At 64.0% G+C, this 24,835-nt stretch carries 19 protein-coding genes and 1 riboswitch; of the genes, 10 read left to right on the plus strand and 9 right to left on the minus strand.

Annotated features, from left to right (window positions below):
• On the plus strand, positions 1 to 400 hold a 400-nt coding region (locus tag AC1DUN_RS19940; protein WP_477715489.1), incomplete at its 5' end, for an ankyrin repeat domain-containing protein.
• Positions 401 to 507: 107 nt separating this feature from the next.
• Positions 508 to 1,113: a DUF4337 domain-containing protein gene (locus AC1DUN_RS19945; RefSeq protein WP_477715490.1), complete on the plus strand. Its 606-nt coding sequence runs from the start codon at positions 508 to 510 to the stop codon at positions 1,111 to 1,113.
• A 21-nt stretch (positions 1,114 to 1,134) separates the two neighbouring features.
• Here AC1DUN_RS19945 and trhA read toward each other — a convergent pair whose 3' ends face one another.
• The 3 genes from trhA to AC1DUN_RS19960 all read right to left on the minus strand — a co-directional run bounded on the left by trhA (position 1,135) and on the right by AC1DUN_RS19960 (position 8,697).
• Positions 1,135 to 1,812 (minus strand): PAQR family membrane homeostasis protein TrhA, encoded by a 678-nt coding sequence (trhA, locus tag AC1DUN_RS19950; protein WP_477715491.1) that lies wholly within the window; start codon positions 1,810 to 1,812, stop codon positions 1,135 to 1,137.
• Positions 1,809 to 4,607: a DUF349 domain-containing protein gene (locus AC1DUN_RS19955; protein ID WP_477715492.1), complete on the minus strand. Its 2,799-nt coding sequence runs from the start codon at positions 4,605 to 4,607 to the stop codon at positions 1,809 to 1,811. The genes trhA and AC1DUN_RS19955 overlap by 4 nt, the downstream gene beginning before the upstream one ends.
• A gap of 184 nt (positions 4,608 to 4,791) precedes the next feature.
• Positions 4,792 to 8,697, minus strand: a complete 3,906-nt coding sequence (locus AC1DUN_RS19960) for a DUF748 domain-containing protein (RefSeq protein ID WP_477715493.1) — start codon at positions 8,695 to 8,697, stop codon at positions 4,792 to 4,794.
• A gap of 759 nt (positions 8,698 to 9,456) precedes the next feature.
• On the opposite strand from AC1DUN_RS19960, the gene AC1DUN_RS19965 reads away from it, so the two are divergent.
• The 3 genes from AC1DUN_RS19965 to nrdR all read left to right on the plus strand — a co-directional run bounded on the left by AC1DUN_RS19965 (position 9,457) and on the right by nrdR (position 12,568).
• Positions 9,457 to 10,338, plus strand: coding sequence for a lytic transglycosylase domain-containing protein (locus AC1DUN_RS19965; RefSeq protein ID WP_477664040.1), 882 nt, complete (start codon positions 9,457 to 9,459; stop codon positions 10,336 to 10,338).
• A gap of 143 nt (positions 10,339 to 10,481) precedes the next feature.
• Positions 10,482 to 10,612: riboswitch (ZMP/ZTP riboswitch) on the plus strand.
• Positions 10,613 to 10,770: 158 nt separating this feature from the next.
• Complete coding sequence (gene glyA, locus AC1DUN_RS19970) at positions 10,771 to 12,015, plus strand: serine hydroxymethyltransferase (RefSeq protein WP_477715494.1); 1,245 nt, start codon at positions 10,771 to 10,773, stop codon at positions 12,013 to 12,015.
• A gap of 103 nt (positions 12,016 to 12,118) precedes the next feature.
• A complete protein-coding gene (gene nrdR, locus AC1DUN_RS19975) occupies positions 12,119 to 12,568 on the plus strand; it encodes a transcriptional regulator NrdR (protein WP_007872661.1) in 450 nt (149 codons plus the stop codon).
• 6 nt (positions 12,569 to 12,574) lie between these two features.
• Here nrdR and AC1DUN_RS19980 read toward each other — a convergent pair whose 3' ends face one another.
• The 6 genes from AC1DUN_RS19980 to AC1DUN_RS20005 all read right to left on the minus strand — a co-directional run bounded on the left by AC1DUN_RS19980 (position 12,575) and on the right by AC1DUN_RS20005 (position 20,696).
• Positions 12,575 to 13,000 (minus strand): type IV pilin protein, encoded by a 426-nt coding sequence (locus tag AC1DUN_RS19980; protein WP_477715495.1) that lies wholly within the window; start codon positions 12,998 to 13,000, stop codon positions 12,575 to 12,577.
• A gap of 80 nt (positions 13,001 to 13,080) precedes the next feature.
• Entirely contained in the window at positions 13,081 to 17,688 is a 4,608-nt protein-coding gene (locus AC1DUN_RS19985; protein WP_477715496.1) for a pilus assembly protein, read from the minus strand.
• A gap of 24 nt (positions 17,689 to 17,712) precedes the next feature.
• Complete coding sequence (locus tag AC1DUN_RS19990; protein ID WP_477715497.1) at positions 17,713 to 18,222, minus strand: pilus assembly PilX family protein; 510 nt, start codon at positions 18,220 to 18,222, stop codon at positions 17,713 to 17,715.
• Positions 18,223 to 18,359: 137 nt separating this feature from the next.
• Complete coding sequence (locus tag AC1DUN_RS19995; protein WP_477715498.1) at positions 18,360 to 19,535, minus strand: PilW family protein; 1,176 nt, start codon at positions 19,533 to 19,535, stop codon at positions 18,360 to 18,362.
• Positions 19,532 to 20,062: a type IV pilus modification protein PilV gene (gene pilV / locus AC1DUN_RS20000; RefSeq protein ID WP_477715499.1), complete on the minus strand. Its 531-nt coding sequence runs from the start codon at positions 20,060 to 20,062 to the stop codon at positions 19,532 to 19,534. Before pilV ends, AC1DUN_RS19995 begins: the two co-directional genes overlap by 4 nt.
• A gap of 10 nt (positions 20,063 to 20,072) precedes the next feature.
• Complete coding sequence (locus tag AC1DUN_RS20005) at positions 20,073 to 20,696, minus strand: GspH/FimT family pseudopilin (protein ID WP_477715500.1); 624 nt, start codon at positions 20,694 to 20,696, stop codon at positions 20,073 to 20,075.
• A gap of 79 nt (positions 20,697 to 20,775) precedes the next feature.
• Here AC1DUN_RS20005 and ribD point away from each other — a divergent pair, with 79 nt between their 5' ends.
• The 5 genes from ribD to nusB all read left to right on the plus strand — a co-directional run bounded on the left by ribD (position 20,776) and on the right by nusB (position 24,831).
• Positions 20,776 to 21,894, plus strand: coding sequence for a bifunctional diaminohydroxyphosphoribosylaminopyrimidine deaminase/5-amino-6-(5-phosphoribosylamino)uracil reductase RibD (ribD, locus tag AC1DUN_RS20010; protein WP_477715501.1), 1,119 nt, complete (start codon positions 20,776 to 20,778; stop codon positions 21,892 to 21,894).
• Between the two features lie 85 nt (positions 21,895 to 21,979).
• Positions 21,980 to 22,621, plus strand: coding sequence for a riboflavin synthase (locus tag AC1DUN_RS20015; RefSeq protein WP_477715502.1), 642 nt, complete (start codon positions 21,980 to 21,982; stop codon positions 22,619 to 22,621).
• A gap of 3 nt (positions 22,622 to 22,624) precedes the next feature.
• Positions 22,625 to 23,731, plus strand: a complete 1,107-nt coding sequence (ribBA, locus tag AC1DUN_RS20020; protein ID WP_477715503.1) for a bifunctional 3,4-dihydroxy-2-butanone-4-phosphate synthase/GTP cyclohydrolase II — start codon at positions 22,625 to 22,627, stop codon at positions 23,729 to 23,731.
• Between the two features lie 48 nt (positions 23,732 to 23,779).
• Positions 23,780 to 24,244, plus strand: a complete 465-nt coding sequence (ribH, locus tag AC1DUN_RS20025; protein ID WP_477715504.1) for a 6,7-dimethyl-8-ribityllumazine synthase — start codon at positions 23,780 to 23,782, stop codon at positions 24,242 to 24,244.
• Positions 24,245 to 24,303: 59 nt separating this feature from the next.
• On the plus strand, positions 24,304 to 24,831 hold the full coding sequence (gene nusB / locus AC1DUN_RS20030; RefSeq protein ID WP_074575392.1) for a transcription antitermination factor NusB: 528 nt from the start codon (positions 24,304 to 24,306) through the stop codon (positions 24,829 to 24,831).
• Positions 24,832 to 24,835 lie beyond the last annotated feature (4 nt).

A 24,835-nucleotide genomic window follows, 5' to 3' on the forward strand; every position in this document is an offset into this window, starting at 1 on the left:
CGCCATGGCAGCGCCGGCGGCACGCGCCGCCGCTGCGCCAGCCGCGGCCGCAGCACCGGAGCAGCGGCGGGAAAAACTCAGCGCGCCAGCGCCCTCACCGCGCGCGGAAGCGCCCGGCACACCCAAACTGGCAAGCGCACTGCAGAACGCGGCGCGCGCGGGCGACCTGCCGCAGGTGGAGCGCCTGCTCCAGCAAGGCGCGGCCCTCAATGCAGCCGATGCGGCGGGCCGCACGCCCCTGATGCTGGCCTCCATGCAGGGGCACACGGCCGTGGTCCAGCGCCTGCTGGCGGCGGGCGCGAACACAGCCCTGATAGACCAGGACGGACTGAATGCGCTGCAGCATGCGCGGCGGCTGGGCTATGACGGAATTGCCCACCTGATCGAAGCCGCCCGCTGAGCGTGGCGGCAGTGCCGGACGCGCGGGTGACGGACCCCGGTAGACGGCACGAGGTACGATTGCAGCCCGCTTGCCCCTGAACCCTTTTTCACGAACAGGTCCTTCCCATGGATATAGATCCCCTTGAAGTTGCCAAGGGCGACGACGCCGACGACGCATCCTTTGCGCAGTTCCGCAAGCTCAACCAGTTTGTGGCCATCACGATTGCCCTGCTGGCCACCTTCATGGGTATCTGCAAGGTCAAGGACGACAACATCGTCCAGGCAATGCAGCAGGCGCAGGCCAACAAGCTGGACCACTGGAACTTCTACCAGGCGCGCAACATCCGCGAGGAAGTCGCCAAAGGCACCCTGCTGCAACTGCGGCTGGCCGCCCCGTCACAGCCGGCTTCGGAGCAAGCCAATTACCAGAAGGCCATTGCGCAGTACGAGCAACTGGCGGCAGAGCAGGCCAGAAAAAAAGACGAACTCAAAACACAAGCCGAGCAGGACCAGAAAGACTATGACGCCGCCAATTTCCGCGACGACCAGTTCGACCTGGCCGACGCCCTGCTGGCCATTGCCATTTCACTGCTGGCCGTCACGGCGCTGACCCATTTCTGGTGGCTTTACTTTCTGGCGCTGGTGCCCACGGGTTTTGGCGTGATGATGGGTCTGGCCGGCCTGGCGGGCTGGGGCATTCACCCGGATATGCTGATCCGGCTGCTGTCCTAGCGGCCCGGCGCGGCCCCGGGCTTAGGTCGCGTAGTACAGCACGGCCACGCAGTGGCAGGCGGTACCCGCCGCCACAAACAAATGCCAGATGAAGTGCCCGTAGCGCAGTCTGGAATCGGTGGCGAAAAAGCCCACGCCCAAGGTGTAAAAAAGGCCGCCGGCCACCAGCCAGAACAAGCCCCAGCCCGGAATCAGTTCCAGCATGGGCTTGACGGCAATCACGGCAATCCATCCCATCGCGAGGTACAGCGCCGTGGACACGCGCGGGTAGCGTATGCCGGCGACGGCCTTCACCGCCACCCCGGCCAGCGCCATGGCCCAGACCAGGCCGAACAGCGTCCAGCCCCAGGGACCGCGCAGCACACCTAAGGTGAAAGGCGTATAGGTTCCAGCAATCAGCAGGTAGATCGCACCATGGTCCAGCACCTGGAACACGCTCTTGGCGCGCGCGGCGCGCACCGCCGGCAGCGCGTGGTACAGCATGGAGGTGAAGTACAGCAGCACCATGGTGGCGGCGAACACCGAGGCGCCGGCAATGTCAATGGCATCACCTTGCCGCGCGCTGGCCGCCACCAAGAAAGGGGCAGCCACTATCGCAGCGAGCAGCGCCATGCCGTGGCTGACGCTGTTGGCGATTTCCTCGCCCAAGGTTTGCGGCCGATCCTGGGGCAAGGCCACAGCAGCGGCAGAAGCCCTCATCGTTTGAGAAGCGCCTTGAGCACGTTCTGAACGCGCCGGGCATTGCCGGCATCAAAGTCGGCGGCCAGCACCTGGGCCGTGTCTTCGCCCCAGGTTTCGGCCGGCGCAGGCGCGTTGCGTTTGGTCAGCAGCTGCAGCTGCAGCATGCGGCGCGCGCTGATGTGCTCGGCAGGCGTGGGCAGGTCGGCGGCAATTTCCAGGCGCAGCAGCGCTTCGGCGGCGTCCTTGCCCGAAGGCGTGCTGACGGCCTGCACCCAGCGGTTGCGCACGGCGGGCGGCACGGCCTTGCCGAGATCCTGCGCGCTGGGCAGTTGCGCCGGGTCGCGTTTTTCCCAGGCGGTCAGCAAATGCGTCAGCACCTCGCCGTGCGCCTGCACGGCGAGCTTTTTCAGGGCCTGGTTGGCCGCTTCAAAGGCTTCGCGCTGGGCGCGGAAGGCGGCGTCGCCCAGGCGCGGGCCGCGCTCTTCAAAGGCCGGGCGCTCGCTGCCGCGCGGGCCACGCTCGTCACGACCCGGACGGGCATCCCGGCTATCACGGTCGGGACGGTAGGGCTCGAATTTGTTGTCGGTGCCCTGGCGCGGGCCGCCCGGCTTGCCGCCCGGACGCGCGTCCTTGCGGTCGCCGAACTTGCCGCCGCGCCCCGCGGCCACGGGGTCGGCTTTTTTCATGCCGGGGCGGTCGTCGCCGCGCCTTGCCACGATGGGCTTGGGCGCGGGCTTGGGTGCGGGAGGCGGTTCCGCGGGCGCGCTGGCCGGCTCGCCGGCTTCGGCGAATTCCGCGGCCGCGGCGGCTTCAGCGTCGGCGGCAGGCTCGGCGGCCTGAGCGGCCGGCTCGCTGCCCGCGGCGGCCAGCGTGGCCTCCACGGAAGGCGTGGCGGCGGCTGCGGGCGCGGGCGCTGCGGCGGCAGCCACAGGCACCTGGCCGCGCACAATGGCCTCCAGCGCCTTGGCCGCGGCATGGATCTTCTGGGCGTCGCCGCTGGCGGTGGCGGCTTCCACGGCCTTGGAGGCTTCCAGCACCATGCGGTCGTATTCGCCCAGGGCCGCGGCGGCTTTTTCGCGCTCGGCGGTCTTGCGCTGGAAGGCGTCGTCTATGGGCTTGCGGAAAGCGTCCCACATTTTCTGTTCCTGCTTGCGCTCTATGGGCACGGCCTGCGCCTCATGCTGCCAGCGCTGCTGCAGCGACTTGACGGCATCTATGCGCAGCTGCGGCTCGGCGCCCAGCACCACAGCCTCTTCAATCATGGCCTTGCGGCGCGCAATGCTTTCGCTGCGCGCGGCGGTCAGCGCGGCGTCGGCCGTGTCCATGGCGGCCTTCCACACGGGCTGGATTTCGGCAAAGGCCTTTTCGCCCAGGTGGCCGGCCTCGCGCCATTTTTCGACAAAACCGTTGAGGCTGCGGATGTGGTGCTTCCAGTCGGTATTGCCCTTGTTGGCTTCGGCCCAGGCAAGGACTTCGTCGATCAGCAGCTTGCGCTCGGCCTTGACGGTTTCGTTTTGCTCCTTGACCTTCTCGAGCCAGGCCTCGACGACCTTGTGGGCTTCATTGCAGGCGTCGTCAAAGCGTTTCCACAGCGCGTGGTTGGGCGTGCCGCCCTGGTCGCTGGTCTTCCACTGCTCGCGCATGGCGCGCAGGGCTTCCTGCTGCTTGCGCCCGCCCAGCGGCTTGGCCACCAGCGCTTCGGCCTTCACGACCAGCTCTTCACGAATCTGGTCGGCGCGCCAGCGCTGCCAGCCTTCGAGTTCGCCGGCCGCGGTGAGCGCGGCATGCGCGGCGGCTTCGAGCTTGCTGTCGATGTTGCGGATGTGTTCCTTGAGCGCCTGGCGCAGCTCGGCCGCGACCTTGGGTGTGGACTTGCCGTGGCCTTCGGTGACCTCATGCTCGAGCTTGGCGAGCGCGGCCTGCACGACGGCGGACGACTTTTCGCGCATCTCCTTGAGCACGGCCGGATCGACCTTGGCCTTGGGCGCGCGCGCGGCCTGCTCGCCCTCGGCGGGAGCCTGGCCGCGAGCGGCGCGCAATTCATCGGCCCACACGGGCACGGCGGGCAAAGGCGCGGCCGTGTCTTCGGCGGCCTTGACGGCCTGGGCCAGCGCGCCCTGGAAGGCTTCCCACACGGCCAGCAGCTGGGCGCGCGAAGCGTCGAGCAGCGGCGGGAACTTGGCGTCCACACTGGCCCAGTTGGCGTCGTGCGTGAGTTCATCGGCCTGGCCCTGCCAGTGGGCCACGTCGGCCTTCAGGGTGTCCAGCGCGCCTTCGGCTTCGCGCCAGGGCTTGATGGACAGCACCTCGATGCGCTGCGCGATCAGCACGGCGGCCTCGCGCTGCACCTGGGTGCGGTGCTGCAGGTCTTCAATCGTCTTGACACGCTCGGCCAGCTGCGCCTTCAGGCCGGCCAGCGGTTCCTTGGACAGGGGCGCGCCGGCCTTGGCCGCGTCGCGCTGCCAGGCCAGGGCGTCGGCCAGGTTGAGCTTGGGCACGGCCAGCAGCGCCTGGGCTTTTTCGGCCCACTCGGCGGCCACGGCTTCCTGGCCCTTGCTGCGTTTGATCTCGTCGAGCTTTTCCTTCAGCGGCTTGGCCGCGCCCTTGTCGCGGTTGGACAGGTCCTTGTAGACCTCGGCCATCTGCTCGGCCGTGGGCTCGGTGGCCAGCCAGCTGCGGATGCGCGAGGCGCGCTCGCCGGAGGTCGGCGCGGAAAACGCGCCGCCGGTCAGGCCGTCCAGCGGATGGGCTTCGGCCTGCTTGGTGGATGGCGTTTTCACGGCGGGAGTGTCGGGTTTTGAAGATTTAAACATGGGAACGCAAGGTCAAAAAAATAGTTGCCGCCGACCGCAAGGCTCCCTCGTCAGGGGATTCTTGCGCAGCGGCAGCAGGTATTGGAATGGATGGGAGGCCGCGCCGCGCAACCCGCGTTGCGCGCATTGGCCCTGGCCCCATAAAAGCTTTATCAATAAAGCGCTGGTGCTATTTTCGCCTTTTTTAAGGCATCGCCAAATTCAGCTCCGCGCGGGGTGTCCATTTGGCCTCCGGCGGCACGGCTTTGGCCGCGCCCAGGAACAGCCTTTCGGGCGGCAGATCGCGCGAGGCGAGGTAGTCTTTCACCGCCACGCCGCGCTGCACGGCGAGCTCGCGCATGGCGTCGTCATTGACCTTGATGTCGGCCAGCAGCAGTTTTTCCATCTCGGGCACAGGCAGGTCCTTGGCCAGGCCTATCAGGTTGCGCGGCTTGGGCATGTCGGCGCGTTTGTAGACTTCCTTGAGCAGCTCCGGGTATTCTGCCGGGCTGATGCTGACGGCGGCCGAGGTGGTGCCGCCCTCCTTCACCGTGATGCGGCGTTTTTCGGCGCGCACCAGCGCGTCCAGCCGCTCGCGCTTGAAGCCCTCGCGCTCGGCCTCCACGCTGCTGGTGCCCACCACGGTGAGCTGCAGCGATGGCCTGTCGGCCAGGGCCTTGGCCACCTTGTCCAGCCCGGCCTTGGCTTCAGGGCGCAGCTCGGCGCTACCGGGCGCGAAACCCACGGTGCTGAGTTCCTCGCCGCCGCCGCCGAAGGCGTTGGCCAGCAGGCTGAAAGGCGCGGTGATGGCCTTGACGATCACGTTGACGATGACCTTGACGATGATGGGGCCCAGGCTGAACTGCGGGTCGTTGAGCGAGCCGCTGATGGGCAGGTCGATGTCGATCACGCCGTTGCGGTCGGCCAGCAACGCGACGGCGAGCTTGACCGGCAGGCTGGCGGTGGAGCCCGGCACCTTTTCACCGAAGCTGAGCTGGTTCAGGATCACCTTGTTGGTGGCGGTGAGCTTGCCGTCGGGCTGCACCAGGTAGCTCACGTCGACGCTGAGCTTGCCGCGGTTGATGCCGTAGCCCGAGTACTTGACGGAGTACGGCGACAGCGGCGGCAGCTCCAGGTCGCGCACCTTGCCCTTGATGTCCAGCGCCAGCGGCTTGGCCAGGGGGTTGAGCTTGCCCAGGATTTCAAGCGAGGCCGTGCCCTCGGCGCGCCCGCGCAGTTCCAGGTCGGCCATATTGGGGGCGGCCGCCGCGCCGCCCGCGGGCGCGGGCGCCACCGACGAAAAGGCGCTGAGCTTGCCGGTCAGGTCGCTGAGGTCGGCCGAGTAGTTCGGCTTGACGAAGCGGTCGGAAAACAGCACCTTGCCGTTGATCAGGCTGATGGGGCCGAAGCTCACGATGGGCGGCGGGGTTGTTGCGGCCGGCGCGGCTTTCGCCTCGGCAACCGCCGTTCTGGGCGGGGCCGCGGGCGCGGAGGCCGGCGCAGCGGCTGCGGCGGCGGTCTCTGCGGCTCCCGCCGGTTCCCCGGATTTGACAAGGTCCTGCAGGTTGATGCGGCCGTCGGGCATGACGATCACACGCGCGAAAAAGTCGGTCAGCACGGTTTCCTTGACCTCCACGCGCGTCGCCTTGGCCGGCTCCAGTGCCACATGGAAGCCGCGCAGGTTCAGCGCTTTCCAGGCCAGCAGGTCTTCGCTGGGGGCCAGCGTGTTGGCGCGCAGCTCTTCCAGCGACACATCGCCCGTCACCTGGGCCTGGGGCCCTGCCGGCGTCTGGCGGTAAGCCACCCGGCCCTTGAAGCTGGCATCGGCGCGCAGCAGTTCGATATTGAGGATGTCGGCGAAGTAAGGCTCAAAGGCCTGCACCGGCAGCCGGTCGACCAGCAGCCGACCCTGGGCCTGGAGCGGTACCAGGCCCAGGCTTCCGTTGAAGTCCAGCTTGCCGGGCTCGAAACGCCCGGAGGCCAGGCGCAGGGAGGCGGTCAGCGGCATGGGCTTGGCGGCCTGGGCCCGGGATGCGGGCCTGTCGTCGAGCAGCAGCCCGCCCAGCTGGGCCTTGGCCGCGGTCACCTCAAACGCCACCGGCTTGGCGCCGGCCTTGTCGGAAAACGACATGGCGCCGCCTTCAAGCTGCACGTCGTTGATGGCCACGGCCCAGGAGGGCGCGTTCGCCCGCGTGGCGGCGTCGGTGGGCGGGGGCGCAGGCCTTGCCGCGCCGGAGTTCACCATCCAGCGCTCGTACATCCAGCGCTTGTCGCTGCCCCGCTCCACCAGGGCCTTGGGCTGGGTCAGCAGCAGTTTGGCGGCCTTGAAGTTCTGGCCGGCCACGTCGATCTCCACCTGCGCCAGGTCCACGCGCTTGACCGACACCAGCGACACCTTGCCCTGCGCCAGTTGCACCTCGCTCAGCGCGAGCTGCGGCGCGCTGAGCTGCAGCACCTGCGGCTTGTCGCCGCTGGCCGCCTGCCAGTTCACGCCCAGCTCGGCATCGAGCCGGCCGCCCAGCGCCGGCAGCAGGAACTGGCCCACGTATTTGGCGGCCATGCCCAGCGGCCAGGCGGCCACCTTGGCCGTCAGCTGGGCGGCCTGGTCGGTGGCACTGCCCTGGAACGTGAGCAGCGCCGGAATGGCAGGGGCCTGCGGTGCGGCGGGTTTGGCACCGCCCTTTGCCCCGGCCTTGACGGACGGAGGCGCGGGCGCGGCAGGCGGTTCAAGCCCCACCGAGCCCTCGAATTGCAGCGGGGCGCCGGCCGAAAAAGGCATGGCGATGGCCGTGGCATTGAGCGCCAGGCCACTCAAGCGGATGTCGGCGGGCGAAGCCAGGGTTTCGTCCAGCCAGTTCACGCTGCCTGCACGCACCGCCACACGGGCCACCTGCACCTTCCAGGGTGTCGTCGCTGGCGCCTTGGCCGCAGCGGCGGGCTTTGCGGCATCAAGCTTGCTTGCTTCACTTTTTGTAGCAGGCGCGGCGGCTGGCGGCAACAGGTTGAGCCGCCCCGACCGGTCGCGGACCACGGACAACGCGGGCGCGCTCAACTCGACCGACGCGAGCTTGACGAACTGCTCCAGCGGTCGCACGTCGGCCATGGTCACCTGCAGCCGCTCAAACGCCAGCATGTCGGGGCGGGCAGCGGGCGCCTGGCCCACCGCCTGCACGCGCACTTTTTCCGCCGTCACCGTGCCGGAGATTCGCACCTGCGTGGCCGGCGTCTGCTCAAACGCCACTTTGGCGTCGGCATGCAGCACGGCACTTTGCAGTTTGTAGGGCAGGCTTGCCGGCCAGTAGGCCAGGTAGGGGTTCAGGTCAAAGCCGCGCAGCGTGAAGGTGGCGTCGGTTTTGTGGGTCTGGGCAAAGGGTGTGCCTTCGGCGGCGGTGTCAAAGCTGCTGCCGTTGAGCTTGAAAGCCAGGTGCGGCGAGGTCTTGATCTCCCGCTGGGACTTGAGGTTGCTCAGGAAAGGCACGGAGAGGTTCAGGTCCCTCAGCTCATGGGTCTTGCCGACGGACTGGTCGGCAAAATCCATGCGCCCGCCGCTCACCACGATGTTGTAGACCGCAAAGCGCGGCGGATCGCCGGCTGGCTGGTCCGCGGGCGCCTTCAGGCGCTCCAGGATATCGTCGATGTCATAGCGCCCCTCGCCCTGGTGGGCCAGAAAGGCCACGGGTTCGTCGATCTGCACGGCATCGGCCACCGGCGCMAGCCGCAGCAGGGACTCCAGCTCCGCATCTATATATATGCGCTTGACGGCCAGCTGGGGGGCCGCCTGGGGAGCGCCGGCCGCGCCGGCCGCGCCGGCCCTGGCAATGGCCAGGTCGCTCAGCGTGAGTTCCAGCGACCAGGGCTTGAAGTCGACCGCGCCCACCGTGACCTGCCGGCCCAGTTTTTCAGAGGCGATCTTCTCGAGCTGCGATTTCAGGATGGACGGCACGGCCGCATAGGCCAGCGCCCAGACCAGCAGCAGCACACCGAGTGCCCAGGCGGCGCGGCGCCGCCACAAGGGTGAGCGGGCCACGCCGGCGGCCCGTGCCGGCAGGGTTTTTGCGGTGTTTCGCCATTCGATGTCGCGCCATTTATTCTTCAGATCATTGATTGCCATAGGCGTCGAGTTTTTAACGCTGGCGCCAATCGGTCAATGACTTATTTGAAAAAGACGGTCACCCCGAAAGGGCAATACCCAAAAGAAAAACCCCGGGCAGCTGAGCCGACCGGGGTTGACGGCGGGCGTTTATGCTCATGCCGTCGGGTTTCGCAAAGGAGAGATGAATCGTCCCCAGTGCGATGAAAGCAAGTGATTGCTTCCAGTTTTTCCGGGGTTGGTTACCCGGTTGGATGCCCAAATGAATCAGGCAACTGCAGGTTAAACCTCCCGCTCCGTGCAGGCAAGACCATCTTTTCAATCACCGGGACCGGAGCGATTGCCACAGCCTTCGGACTCCCGCCGGCATCCCGAAATCGCCCCAACCGTCCCACATGGGGCATCGGAAACCGCCTACAGCCAGACCCGCGATCCGCTGATCCGGTATTTTTCACGTCGAATCTAACTTAGAGCTTGGTCTCAAAAAGAGGCCGTAACTACCTTGATTCAGGCGGGTTCTGCCCAGGATCAAGGTTTTTATTTGCTTAATCAATATAAAGAAACGATTTGTTATTATTGACAGGTTATTTAACGACCCCCTAGAATCCCGCCAGTCCCACAGAAACCTAGGGACAACCCGAATCTCCGCTGCCCCCTTCCCCAAAGAAGCCGGCAACGTCAAACAGGGGTCAACACCCACAAGGCATGCCTTGGTTTGATGGCGACCCAATCAAAGCCTGCTTGGCCCCCAAAGGGCCTGCAAGCGTAGAAAGGAGTGCTATGACAGCGCTAGGACAATTCGGCCTTGAGGCGCACTTGAAAAGTGTACGCAGCAGTGTTTTAACCATTGCTGATGACATCGCCCAGGGCTTTTTCGAGATCACCCACAACAGCTTCGCCCTCCTGGGCCTGGCGGTCGTATTCGCGGTGATCACACTGACTGCCCGGCCCGACTTGCGTCAGGCCGGTGAATTCAAGCTCATGACCTGGCTGCAGCAGCGCCAGGAAGCGGCCATCGGCTTTACCGAGCCGGCCGCCATCGAGCGCGCCACGGCGTCCAACCCCAAGGACCTGCCGGCCCAGCAGGCGGCGGTGGCTTACTGGCTCAGCAAGAAATACGGCGTGGCGCCGGAGCCCTTGAGCGTGCTGGTGGCTGAGGCCTTCGACATCGGCCAGAAGGCCAAGCTCGACCCGACCCTGATCCTGGCCATCATGGCCATCGAGTCCGGTTTCAACCCGTTCGCGCAAAGCCCGGTGGGCGCCCAGGGCCTGATGCAGGTCATGACCAAGGTGCACCACGACAAATACGACAACTTCGGCGGCAAGCTGGCGGCCTTCGACCCGGTCACCAACCTGCGCGTCGGCGTCAAGGTGCTGCAGGAATGCATCGCCCGCGCCGGCTCCATCGAGGGCGGCCTCAAATACTATGTGGGCGCCGCCAACATGGAAGACGACGGCGGCTATGCCGGCAAGGTGATGGGGGAACATGCCCGCCTGCTGGCCGTGGTGGCCTCGGCGTCCAAGCGCGGCAAGCCCTCGCCCTTCTTTACCGAACCCGGCGGCAGCTCGCGCCCGGTTCCGGCCTCCCTGCCCGGCAAGTCCGAGACGCCGGCCTCGGAAGGCAAAACGCCCGAAAAAGTGGCGCTGCTGAGCCAGTCCTGATCCCTGCCGGGCGCGCTCCAAGGGCCCGTCCGTTCACACCACAAAGCCGGGCTGCCGCCAGCGCCCGGCTTTTTGCTTTCCGGGTGGCGGCCGTGGGGCCATGGGACGGCGCGCCGCGGGTTTGACGCGCCCTCAGTTACACTAACCGGGTGCGCAACTGGCGATAGGCTCGAGGTTTTTCGCAACCATCTGAGCTGACGTGGGACACCACTGGGAAGCGCACCGCTGACAGCCGTTGGGCCGAAGCGTTCAGCCGTTCGCCTGGGCAGCCCTTGTTTCATTTAGAGCCACTCACAAAACCCAGCGCAGCGGTCCTGGCTAGGTGCGACGCCGCAGACAGTGCTACAGCACGGCAAGGCGGCGCAACAACGCCAGGAGGGTTTTGTGAGTGGCTCATGAATAGCAGGGACCACGTCTTTAAGGACTGCCATCATGTACCACCGCAACATCCTGGTCGAACAGACCGACCCCGAAATCTTCGCCGCCATCCAGGCTGAAAACGCCCGGCAAGAGCAGCACATCGAGCTGATCGCCAGCGAAAACTACGCCTCGCCCGCCGTCATGGCCGCGCAAGGCTCGCAGCTCACCAACAAATACGCCGAAGGCTATCCGGGCCGCCGCTACTACGGCGGCTGCGAGCACGTGGACGTGGCCGAGCAACTGGCCATAGACCGCATCAAGGCGATCTTCGGCGCCGAAGCCGCCAACGTGCAGGCGCATTGCGGCGCTTCGGCCAACGAGGCCGTGTTCCTGGCCTTCCTGAAACCCGGCGACACCATCATGGGCATGAGCCTGGCCGAAGGCGGCCACCTGACGCACGGCATGGCCCTGAACATGAGCGGCAAATGGTTCAACGTCGTCTCCTACGGCCTGAACGACAAGGAAGAAATCGACTACGACGCGATGGAGCGCAAGGCCCACGAAACCAAGCCCAAGCTGATCATCGCGGGCGCCTCGGCCTACAGCCTGCGCATCGACTTCGAGCGCTTCGCCAAGGTGGCCAAGGCCGTCGGCGCGATCTTCATGGTCGACATCGCCCATTACGCCGGCCTGGTGGCCGCGGGCGTCTACCCGAACCCGGTGCCGCATGCCGACATCGTCACCTCGACCACGCACAAAAGCCTGCGCGGCCCGCGCGGCGGCATCATCCTGATGAAGGCCGAGCACGAAAAAGCCATCAACAGCGCCATCTTCCCCGGCCTGCAGGGCGGCCCGCTGATGCATGTGATCGCGGCCAAGGCCGTGGCCTTCAAGGAAGCCATGACGCCCGAGTTCAAGGCCTACCAGCAGCAGGTCGTGAAGAACGCGCAAATCGTCGCAGATACCCTGACGCAGCGCGGCCTGCGCATCGTCAGCGGCCGTACCGAAAGCCACGTGATGCTGGTCGACCTGCGCGCCAAGGGCATCACCGGCAAGGAAGCCGAAGCCGTGCTGGGCAGCGCCCACATGACGATCAACAAGAACGCCATCCCGAACGACCCGGAAAAACCCATGGTCACCAGCGGTGTGCGCATCGGTACCCCGGCCATGACCACCCGCGGCTTCAAGGACGAGGAAGCCCGCGCCACCGCCAACCTGGTCGCCGACGTACTCGACAACCCGCGCGACGCGGCCACCCTGGAAACGGTACGCGCCAAGGTTCATGCCCTGACGAGCCGTTTTCCGGTTTATCGCTGATCGCGGCGGACGGCGCGGGAACTATGATTTTGATAGCATCCCGCGCCGATCTCCAGGGGCTAGCTAAGGACCGATTGATGTCTTTAAATTCAGGCCAACACCCATGAAATGCCCTTTCTGCGGCCACCTCGAAACCCAGGTTGTCGAAACCCGGGTGGCCGAGGACGCCGACTTCATACGCCGCCGCCGCCAGTGCGGCGCCTGCGAAAAGCGCTTCACCACCTACGAGCGGCCCGACGTCACCTTCCCGTCCATCGTCAAGAAGGACGGCCGGCGCATCGAGTACAAGCGCAGCAAGATCCTGGGCTCCATGAACCTGGCGCTGCGCAAGCGCCCTGTCAGCACCGAGCAGATCGACTCGGCCATTGAACGCATAGAAGAAAAGCTGCTGAGCCTGGGGGTGCGCGAGGTCGCCTCCAACCGGCTCGGCGAGCTGGTGATGCGCGAGCTCAAAAAGCTCGACAAGGTGGCCTATGTGCGTTTTGCCAGCGTCTACCGCAGCTTTGAGGACATCGACGAGTTCAAGACCCTGGTCGACGAGGTCAGGCGCTAGGCGTACTCAACGATTCCAGCAAGTCGCGGTATCGCCCACGCTCTGCCCCTTGACGCCAAGGTTGGTCAGCGTCAGGTTGCCGCAAAGGCTGTCCGCCCAGCCGCTAGGCGTGGCCGTCAAGGTGAAAGACGTCGCATTCACGGCCGAAAGCGCGATGTCGTAGCGCTTGGTGCCCTGGTTGGGGGAGACTTGCAGCCCCCCAGGCAGCGCGGGCGCGTTGCCGCTGGCGTCAACGTACTTGAAATTGCTGGAGCGATAACGCTCCATGAATTGCGCAGCTTCGAGCAAAGTCGATTTTGCGCCGGCGCGTTGGCTGCGCTGAACGTATTTCTGGTACGAAGGAATCGCGATGACCGACAACAGGCCGATGACGACCACAACGGCCATCAATTCGATCAAGGAGAAGCCACGATTTTTTTTAATGGATTTCAATTTCATTCCTTCTCGCTAAAAGTTGAAGACGGAAGCGGGCCGGCCTACACCTATGAAGCTGCCGCCCGCCCTTTCCTTGATCATTTCAACTGGCGCCACACTTGCCGGCTTGCCGAGGCTGGGACCGTCGGGTTAGTCAGGCCGATGGAGATGACGCGCGTCGTACCTTCAACCCCGTTGATATTCACGGTTTGCGTGCCGCCGGTTCCGGTGGTAAACGACGTGCTTGCTATTTGACCATTAAAAATGGTCTGGCTGATGTACAGCGTCGGTGCGCCGCCGTCCTGCAGCACGAACACCCCGCGCGGTGAACCGCCGCGTATCCGCACTGAATTCGGCAGCAGGGTACTGAACACCTTCTTGTAGCCGCCGGTCATCGCATCAACCCCGGTGATCCAGGCATCCAGGCCCGCCTGGCATTCATCGGTACTGGGCACGATGGAGGTGAACAAGAAGGCATCGATAAGACCCCCCACCGTGTAACGGACCGGCGGCGCGATCACGCGTTCGCCCGCAACAACGTTGGTGCCGGTCAATGGGACCACCCATCCTTTTTTACCCGCCACGGTGTACCAGGCGGGCGAGTCGGCAGCGGAGGTGGTCCGCGTGTCCGCGCCCGCAGTGGCGGTAATCGTCATCGACGACAGGTCTGCCTCCGCGACGAACGGTATCGCATTGGAGGTGGTGTTCACGCTGTCGAAGATTCCGTACAAAGCCTGGACGGTCGTATTCGCCGGGTCGGTGGCGGTCAAGTAGCTGCCGGTTCCAAAATAGATCATCTTCCCGCCCGTCGGAAGAATAGTCGTAGGCGCGGGTCCCACCTTGATCTCAGCCGTGATCGGGCGGCCTGTCGGGGTCGAATAAATCAGGGCGGCGGCCGTTGCGACGTTGGGGTCGAACCGCCAGATATTGCCCTTGTAATCGGCGCCATAGACGTAGTCGATCGTGTCCCGGGTGCCGGTCGTCTTGCGCACGATTTCTATGGAACCCAAGCCATTGCCGGTAAAGGATGCATTGGTGGGAATGACGCGGACAATGGCGCCGGTATCCAGGCGAACCACATACAGGTTGGCCGTACCGGCGGTGCTGTTGTAGCCGTTTCCAAAAATCGCAACCCAGGTTCCGTCATTCAGCTTTCCGATGGCCGGCCGGCCCATGACATTGCCGAGCGTTGTTCCAACACCTGAGGAAGACTGGTTGATTTCCCAAAGAATGCTGTTGGCCGTAAAAGTCTTGGACGTCGCGTTGACGGCAAAGACGGTTTGCGCCCCATCGCCACCCGTCCCAACGACAACGGTGCGCCAATTGACGACAACATCGCCTGGAACCGCAATTTTTGCATGGCTGATGGCGATCGGGCCGTCCACAAAATTACGGTGCTGATAGGCGGGATCGGACAGGTCCTTGATTTTGGTCCGGGCGGCTTGCGGCATGAAGCCCAGCAACTCGCCCCCGCCCGTTGCATCCGGTTCCGCATCAAAAATGTGGAAGAACCCGTCGTTACTGCCCACAGCGAGCGTTTCAAAGTTGATGCTGGTCAGGAAAGTGGTGTACGTGGCGTCGCTGGCCGCGTAATCAAAGTCCTTTTTGGAAATGATTTGCGGATCGGAATTCACGATGTCGCCCAGCACGGAGCCATACCCCGAGCCCGCGGTGGTGCCCCTGTTGCGGAATGTCCCACCCTTGCGTTCTTCCCCAGTTTTGTCCCCCAAGAGGTAGGAGTAAACAGCGGCGCTGCCAAAGTCAGCCTGCTCCGCAGTAGTCAATGAGGTGAAGCCGGTCGGCGTCAACGCAAAAGGCGTCGTGGTGCCGCCTCGTCCCAGAAACAGCTTATTGCGTGTAGCAGGAGCGGGAATCTTCGTGGAGACCTCCCAAACCGGCGTATTGGCCAAAGTGCCATCGGCGGCCACCGGGAAGGCGTAAATGCGCGACGACCAGGTCAAGGAGTCATAGTTGGCCTGGTAGATGGCTGCGGAACCGAGACTCCGCTGTCCCACCCCCACCACGCTGGTACTGGCCACGGCAGCCAGTGCAGCGGCCGACCGGAAAGCCTTGCCCATTTGGGCGGGCAGGTCCGCCGGGCTGGTCACCTTGAAATAGTTGGTCGGATCACCGTTGTCGTCCAACACACCACTACCGCCGTATTTGGCGGCATACCACAGGGGATCGTGCGGTACATAGGTCGCCCCACTCGCAACCGAGGAAAGCGTGAAGGTACGCGTGGCCGATTTCGGCGCCGGATTGTGCGTTGTCATCGTGTCCAGGGAGAACGAGGTCGCCGTCGAAGTACCGAAGCCGGTCACCTCAAGATAGGCGCCATCCGCGGTGGTGCCTGAAATGACATAGCCCAGATGCTGCTCCGCGCAGGTAGCTTGGTAATAGCTGTCCATTTGCACCACGAGTTTGCCCGAGCTGTTAATCGACAGCGTGTAATACGCATTGGCGTCCGCCTCGTTGTCACCGCCGACGTCCATGTCGGAAAAGCTCACCATGGCGCGTATGAAAGGCCGCCCGCCATTGATGCTGGCGTCCGTGTTGGCAGCCGCGGTATTGGCAATGCGGTCCACAAAGAACCCCATGATCGACCCAGTCGGCTTGAAAGTGGCCGTTGGCGCCGGCGAGCATCCCGCGACGGACTTGGAAACCGGAACAAGAGAGACCTTGTTACTCAGATAAGTCAGTTCGATTTTTGGCACGACGGTACCAAGCGCGATCGAGAGGTTATCCACCTTGACGGTCGTCGGAGCGGTCGCCGCATCCGGGCGAACCGGAACACCCGTGGCTTGACCAAACCGGGCAACGCTCGCCGCGTAATAGCTGCCCTGCGTGTTGGTCTCGTCCGGTGCATGGCCTCGCAAAAACTTGAACGATGTCGCTGCTTTGGCCGATGGATTGCCGTCCGCGTTTGAAGCCGTGGATTGGCCGATAAAAAAGTTCTTCGTCGCACTACCAAATTCCGACGCCCAGATAGCGTCCGCCTGCGTCGAAACATTCAAGCCGGTCAGGTCAGTAGCGGGGATGGCGGTCCCGAGGCCGGTGACAGGCGTGTACGCCGCGCCGGGCAACTGGTCGGAGTCAAAGCTGGTGACGGGATCGGCAATCACCATTTGAACCGGCCGCGAGCAAATCGGACTGCCGCCCGAGGCGACGGGCCTGAAAGGGTTGCTCCAGGTGGTCACCAAGGGCAAGCCCATCAGGGTATCGGCACTGCTGGCGGCACCGACCCCCGAAGAGAACGCGGCAAGCGGCTGCTTGTCGGTGAAATAGCGCAAACCCTCGTACATCATCTCCGCAACGGGAGCGCCCCACATATTGCATTCGCCCTGATTGCGCAGGCGGTCCCACAAGAAAGTGTTGCCGCTGCAATAGTAGGTCTGGTCGCTGATATCAAAGCCGAAATTGGTGAGGCTGTTGATGGTCTTGGTGATGCCGGTGTTGTTGAAGACGCCATTCGTCGCACTGAATTCATTCTTGAAACTACCGATATCCTTGCGCACCACCCCCCCCGAGTAGTTGTTGGTATAGGATCCCGTGAGAAGACCGAATTTCAGCTGATCGTTGACCGAATAATCGTGCAGTACGCCTGTAGGTTTCCAGGAAGTCGGGGCAGAGGCGGGGTATCCGGTACATCCGTCCTCACGACCCACCCCACCGCTCAGGCTGACACAGGCCTCCACGCGAATGGTGTAGTTGTATAAGTACGGGAAGCTCTGACTGGAGTAGCTTGTTCCCGAAGAAAATCCGGGCAGGCCATACCCAATCGCACTGGGTGTCGGATTGGACACCCTGCCGGAAGGTCGTGTATACGACGATGTCCCGGCCGCACCTCCAACAGGACGTTCGCTGGAAGCCCACAGCCAGGCGCGATCAATATATCCATCGACGTTTTGAACCACGCGCATTGACGGCGGATTCACACCTATGGAGGTCGAGCCAGAGGTGCCCTCGCTCTTCATCATGAAAAGATGCATTTTGCCGCTGGTGGGAGCAGACAAGGGGGTGTACTTGGTAATGTCGTAGGTGTCCGTTCCGGTGACTGCCGCGGGCCGGTATTCCTTGCCCCAGATGTGCGCATCAGGCGGGATATGGGCCGCTTCAAGTACCGTTGTTGTAGCTGTATCGGTGACGCGTTTGCCCCCGTAAAGCACCTTCCGAAGGGCATCCATGCGGGATGTCGCCATCCAGTTCATCCAGTTTCCGTGCCAGCGTCCCGTGCTGGAAGAACAGCCGGTGCTCGCGTTGGCAATCGATACGGGCACAAAACGGTTAGGGGTGACCGACGTGTCGTACTTGTAGCATCGGTCGGAAATAAAGTAACCGTAATAGGTAATCGACTCCTTGTAGCCGACGTCCAAAACACCATCACCGTCCAAGTCGCTGGCGTCGTTGTACGCCGAATAGTAAAGCCGTTGATCCCGGCTCATGGTCAGCATCACCAGGCCTGGCGCACTTTTCAGCGCCAGCAGCGGAACCTTCGCGATATCCACGGTGGTCTGGGCGACGGCCGTCGTCAACGGCGCGGCGCCCGCCAGCACGAGCAGGCCCAACAGCCCTGACCGCAGCATCGACACGCAGCCTGAAATGCCTTGGCGACTTGCTGCCGCCCCCAACGCACCCGCAAAGTTCCCACGCCGGAGCACTCCGGGAGTCGCATTCGCATGCGTGAAAAAACCAAGTCGCTTGATCATGACTGAATCTCCTAAATGCGCTGACTATGGGGTGGTCGTTTTGGTGTAGAGAACTTGCAATACCACGTCCGCATTACCCGACCCGCCGGTACTTCTTGACGTCACTCGGTAGGTAGACGTCGTGCTCCCGCCGCTTGAAACCTGCGTGAGCAACTCAATCACGTACTGGGCATTGTTGGCGTTGTTGGCGTACTTTGTAGTGACGGCGACAGCGCAGCTGGTCCAGCTGAACGGGCTGGTAGTGGGGCAACCCGTGGCAGGCGCAGCCACGGTAACCCCATCGCCTTGCGTCCAAAAATTTGTGGTACCGCCGCTTGCAAGCGCCGGGCTGTAGTGACCCACGATGGCCGGGTTGAAGCTGCCCGACTCGATGACTTGCAATGCTTCCTTGCCTGAATTTTCGGCAGACTGAAACGATGTATTGCGATCCAGCACATTGCCCGTCATGCGCTCGGACAGCGTGGTGTTTCGAAAACCGACGACGCTGATCACCATCAGCATCACCAGCAAAATCATGCCCACCAGCAAGGTCATGCCACGTTGCCGACCGCGCGTGGGCTTTACCGATGAAGCCCGCAACCTTCTCCTGCCCGCCCTGGGTGCGCCGGCGGACTTTTCATGGCAATCGATGGCACAAAATTTTTCAGACATAGTCGATCTGGCATGCGGCTTCATCGCGCTGCCACCCTGTTGCGCAGGACCACCGTGGTAGAAAACTCCTTGCGGAGCCGCTGGGTCGAAGCCCCTGTGGGCAAGGTGTAGGTCTGCCCGAGAAGCGTGGGAGTTACCGGCGTGACCCCGGGATTCACGTTCTCTTCAGAACTGATCATCATCAACCCAATGCGAACGGCCACAACTTTGGACCAATCAGTCACGGTGGCGGCACTGGTACGCCATACATCGGCGACAAGCGTGGGCGCACCGGAAGCGTCCACCGACGTGTTTTCGCCGTAATGAAGCCGCATGCTTTCGACGTTGGAAACCAGTTCCTCGGCGGCCTGCCTGGCATTGCCGTTGTAAAACACCCGGTACAGGCTGGGAGTCGTGGTGCCAGTACCGGGCGCAACATAGTAAAAACTCCATTCAACCGGCATCACGGTCGCGTCGGTGCCAAATGCCGTGCTGGAGGTGAAAGTATCCGCGGCATTTCCCAGCCCGGTGCCGTGGGCAACGCTGGTTACCCCACCCGAGACGCTTACCTTCCCCTTAAAAACACTGGAAGAAGCGCAGTTTGAAATGATGAAATCGTAGATGCCGCTATTGGTCGTGGTGTTGCGCCAGCCGTAAGGGTCCGATCCCAGAGTAGGACTCGCGGTGGCGCTGGCCATCAGGGCGCTCAGCGATACGGCATTGGGGCTCCCCCCCGAAAAAAACAGACTGTTTGTGCCGCTCGACGACGGCGCCGCACCCGACGCGAACATGCCGGCAGGCACGTTGTCGAATCCGCGAATGAAGTTGAGCGAGGTAAAGGGCTGCAGAATCACCTCCGCATTGCCCGTTTCAATCTGCGCCAGGGGATTGGGCCCATTAATTCCGCTCGGGCTGCCCGTGGTCATCATGCTGCCGGGGTAGTAGGTGGTCACCCCTCCCACCGTGATTTTGTTGATGCCGGGGCATCCCGCGTATCCGGCCATTCTCAGGTCTTTGGCAATGAAGTCCAGGGCGAATGCACCATCCTCCTGCAGCCTGCCTGTCGTTTCCTGAAACCGGAATGACTGCTTGACGGCCACGTAGACGGACGACAGCCCCACCAACACGACCAGCGACAGTCCAAGCGCGATCAACAACTCGACCAGCGAGAGCCCGCGCTGGGCGCCTTGCCCGACCACATGCCTGATTATTTTCATAGTCGCAGCTCAAAGGTGACTGTTTTAAAAGCCGTCGCCGAATTGTCGGTACAGGCGGTTCGATCCGCATCGCTGATGGTGCCCAGGCAGTTACTCCAGCGCACCTCGATGACCATCTTGCGAGTTCCGCCGCTGGAGAAACTTGTGATCTTGCCGTCGCCCTGCGGAAGCTGGGCAGCCAGCGCCTCCAGCCACACCTTTTTATCGCTCTGCGCAATGCTGGCAGGGCTGGCGGGCGGGGTGTCCGCATAAGTGGTGATGTATTCACTGGTGGCGGAAAGGGCCACGGCGGAATTGGCGCGCATGCGGTCGGCCATGTCCGCGGCCAGCTCGCTCGCTTTGGTCATGGCCTCCGAAGACGAGGCATTCGACACCCCGCTGACCAGAAGACCGGCAATGCCCAGCAATCCAAACGAGAGGATCACCATCGTCACCATGACCTCGATAAGGCTGAATCCAGCCAGACGCCCCAAGGGCATACGGGCAGGCCGCCGAGCATGTTTGGATAGGTTTTCAGTACGTGTCATGTTTGCACCGTCAACTAGTGGGGCAACTGCTGGCTGCTTCAACACGCGTGGTCCGGACCCTGCCCGTATTGTTGACCACCAGGCAGTATTTCTGGCTGGTCCCATCGAAAAACCAGAACGCCCTATTGACAACAGCCGCCCCCGAAACATCGATCATGCGGCCTTGCCCGTTATAGGAAAAATAATTTACCGTCCCGGTTTGACCCGCGCTGACCGGCGCGGCCGGAGCATTCGTGATCTCCAGCCGCGTCACGGTAGCGCTGTCGGCGGTTGGACCGACACCGCCATTGGCAGTGGTCGTCTTGTCGACAAACACGGTCCATCCATTGGTCCATACACCCGCAGCACCGTTGGCCGCGACCGTGACCCGCGCATCGGATCCGCGCTTGACGGCCTCCGACCTCGCCAGGCTCAGCGACACCTGCAATGCGGATGAGGCGGCCGCCAACCGGTTGCGCTGCATAAGGCCAATAAAGGAAGGAGCCGCAACCGCGGCAAGAATGCCGACTATTGCCACAGCCACCATTAACTCAATGATTGTGAATCCCCGCTCACCAGCGCGCCGGCCCATTTGCCAGTGCGGGTATGCAGGGCAAGGCGCAAAGGCAATCGCGGCAAAGGGTTGAGCATTCATGCCGGGCATCTTACTCACGCAAGGCAACGCAGCGGTTACAGTACTGATGAGCGGTCGCACTGGATCGCCAAGCGGCATCATGACAACTCCGACCCCCTCCCTCCCCTCCAGCGGACAGGCCCTGGCGCTCAGCCTGGCCCATGGCGCCAGAGCCGTCACACCGCCCAACCCGAGTGTCGGCTGCGTCATCGCTGATGACAACGGCGTAGTCGGCCAGGGCCACACGCAGCGCGCGGGTGGAGCCCATGCCGAGATCATGGCCCTGCAGGACGCCGCTGCCCAGGGGCGTTCCGTGAAAGGCGCCACAGCCTACGTCACACTGGAGCCCTGCTCCCACCATGGGCGCACCGGCCCCTGCTGCGACGCCCTGATTGCCGCGGGCATCCGCAAGGTTGTCGCCGCCATGGCGGACCCCAATCCGCTGGTTTCCGGCCAGGGCTTTGAGCGCCTGCGCGCGGCCGGCGTCGAAGTGGAAGTGGGTGACGGCGCCGCTGAGGCCCGGGAACTGAATATCGGCTTCTTCAGCCGCATGGTTCGGGGGGCCCCCTGGGTGCGCATGAAAATCGCCGCCTCGCTGGACGGCGCTACCGCCCTGGCCAACGGCCAGAGCCAATGGATCACCTCGCCCGAAGCCCGGGCCGACGGCCATGCCTGGCGCGCCCGGGCCGGCGCCGTGCTGACCGGCATAGGCACGGTGCTGCAGGACAACCCCCGGCTGGACGTCCGGCTGGTCGATACGCCCAGGCAGCCCTTTCGCGTGATCGTCGACAGCCTGTTGCAGACACCGGTGGACGCCAAGATTTTCGAGGCCGGCGGGCCGGTGTGGATTTACACCGCGGTTCAGGATGCTTCGCGGGAGGCCGCCCTGGCGGCCCAAGGTGCCACGGTGACCTGCCTGCCCGGCGCCCGCGGAAAAGTGGACCTGGCCGCCATGATGAAAGACCTGGCGCGCCGCGAAATCAACGAACTGCATGTAGAGGCCGGCAGCAAGCTCAACGGCTCCCTGGTCCGCGAGGGGCTGATCGACGAGTTCCTGGTCTACCTAGCGCCCAGGCTGCTGGGCCCGGGTATGGGCATGGCCTCGTTCGGCCCCCTGGAACAGCTCGGCGATGCCGTGGCCCTGCAATTCCAGTCCGCCGAGAGGGTCGGCCCCGACCTGCGCGTGCTGGCCCGCGGCGTTGGCCGGGACCGGTTCTAGCCCGATTTCATGCGGCTGGGCCGCTTTTACAGGGCAATAGTGGCCTTTCCCGGCGCCCGGGCCTGAATCCCTGCGAAAATAGCGCATGTTTACCGGAATCATTACCGGCTTGGGGCGCATCGTCGCCATCCAAAGCCTGGGCAGCTCTTCAGACCACGGCAAGCGGCTCACCATCGAGGCGCCTGCGGGTTACCTTGACGACGTGGGCCTGGGCGACAGCATCGCGCTCAACGGCGCCTGCATGACAGCCACCACGCTGGACTTGCCCCTGAACCGCTTCACCATCGACATTTCCGCCGAATCGCTGGCCAAAACCACGGGCCTGGCCGAAACCGGCACCGTCAACCTCGAAAAAGCCCTGCGCGCCCATGACCGCCTGGGCGGCCATATCGTTTCCGGCCATGTCGACGGAATCGGCCGCGTCACACATTTCGCCGAGGTCGGTGAAAGCTGGGAACTGCGCATACTGGCTCCGCGCGAACTCGGCAAATACCTGGCCTACAAGGGCTCCATCACCGTCAACGGCGTGAGCCTCACGGTCAACCGGGTCACCGACCAGGCCGAAGGCACGGAACTCAGCATCAACCTGATCCCGCATACCGTGCAGAACACCGCCTTGGGCCGGCTGGCCGCCGGCTCCCGGGTCAACCTCGAAATCGACCTGATCGCGCGCTACGTCGAGCGCATGCTGGGCGACACCCACAACAACACACTCAAAAAGCCCTGAACCATGAGCACTGCCATTTCCCCTGTTGAAGACATCGTCGCCGACATGCGCGCCGGCCGCATGGTCATCCTGATCGACGAGGAAGACCGCGAGAACGAAGGCGACCTGGTGCTCGCGGCCGACCACGTCACGCCCGATGCCATCAATTTCATGGCGCGTTTCGGCCGCGGCCTGATCTGCCTGACCCTGACCCGCGAACGCTGCGAGCTGCTGCAGCTGCCGCCCATGGCGACGCGCAACGGCACCAAACACTCCACCGCGTTTACCGTCTCCATCGAAGCCGCCGAAGGCGTGACCACCGGCATCTCCGCCGCCGACCGGGCCCGCACCGTGCAGGCCGCCGTCGCCAAAAACGCCAAGGTCAGCGATCTGGTGCAGCCCGGCCACATCTTCCCGCTGCAGGCGGTGGACGGCGGCGTGCTGATGCGCGCCGGCCACACCGAAGCCGGCTGCGACCTGGCCGGCATGGCCGGCTGCTCGCCGGCCGCCGTGATCTGCGAGATCATGAAGGACGACGGCACCATGGCCCGCCTGCCCGACCTGCTGGTCTTCGCGGCCGAGCACGGCCTCAAGATAGGCACCATCGCCGACCTGATCGAGCACCGCAGCCGCAACGACTCCCTGGTCGAAAAAATCGGCTGCCGCACGCTGCAGACCGCCTTCGGCGAGTTCACCGCCCACGCCTTTCGCGACAAACCCAGCCAGGGCCTGCACCTGGCCCTGGTCAGGGGCGAATGGTCGGCCGATGACATCGTGGCCGCGCGCGTGCACGAGCCGCTGTCGGTGCTGGACGTGCTGGAAACCGGCCGCCCCATGCACTCCTGGAGCCTGGACCAGAGCCTCAAACACATCGCCGATGAAGGCCGGGGCGTGGCCGTGCTGCTCAACTGCGGCGAAAGCGCCGCGCAGCTGCTAGCCCAGTTCGAAGGCACGGCGCGCGCCAGCCAGGCGCCCGAACGCGGCCGCATGGACCTGCGCACCTACGGCGTGGGCGCGCAGATTTTGCGCGAATGCGGCGTGCACCGCATGAACCTCATGGGCAATCCGCGCCGCATGCCCAGCATGACGGGCTACGGCCTGGAAATCGTCGGCTACATCACCCGGGACTGAGCTTTTCGCCAGCCCACAAACCTACACATCAATCAAAAGGGAATCATCGTGTTCGGAGCAGAAAAAGGTACAGCCGACAAACTGGACGGCAGAAAACTTTCCATAGGCATCGTGCAGGCGCGCTTCAATGAAAGTATCACCAACGCGCTGGCGGACGCCTGCAAACACGAACTTGCCGCCCTGGGCGTGCACGAGGACAACATTCGCCACGTCAAGGTCCCCGGTGCGCTGGAGGTGCCCTGCGCGCTGCAGGCGCTGGCCGAAAGCGACAAGTACGACGCGCTGATCGCCCTGGGCTGCATCATCCGCGGCGAGACCTACCACTTCGAGCTGGTAGCCAACGAAAGCGGCGCCGCCGTCACGCGCCTGGCGCTGGACTACCAGCTGCCCATCGCCAATGCCATCCTGACGACCGAAAACCTCGCGCAGGCCCAGGCCCGCCAGGAGGAAAAAGGGCGCGACGCCGCGCGCGTGGCCGTCGAGATGGCCAACCTGATCAATGAAATTGCCTGAACGCGCCAAGCCGCTTGCCGAGCACTGCGCCCACCCCCTTAACCTGACTGGCACTTTTCATGGCTGAACCCATCATCAAACCCAAACGCCCGCCGCAGACCCGCACCGGCCTGACCGATACCGGCGTCAAAAAAGCCGCCGACAAATCGGCGCGCACGCGCGCGCGCGAATTCGCCCTGCAGGCCCTTTACCAGCACCTGGTGGGCCGCAACGAGGCCGACTCGATAGACGCCTTCACACGCGACCTCGCGGGCTTTCACAAGGCCGATTCGGCCCACTATGACGCGCTGCTGCACGGCTGCATCGCCGACGCCAAAACGCTGGACGCCGGCATTGTTCCCCTGCTGGACCGGCCCATGGCCGAGATTTCGCCCATCGAGCACGCGGTGCTGTGGATAGGCGCCTACGAATTCACCCACTGCCTGGATGTGCCCTGGCGCGTCGTGATCAACGAGTGCATCGAACTGGCCAAGGCCTTCGGCGGCACCGACGGCCACAAATACGTCAACGGCGTGCTTAACAAGATGGCGCCCGCCCTTCGCGCCGCCGAAGTCGCCGCCGACAAAGCCCGACAAGCCGCCCGGTGAAAGG

The organism is Polaromonas sp. P4_F6 (assembly GCF_056401275.1).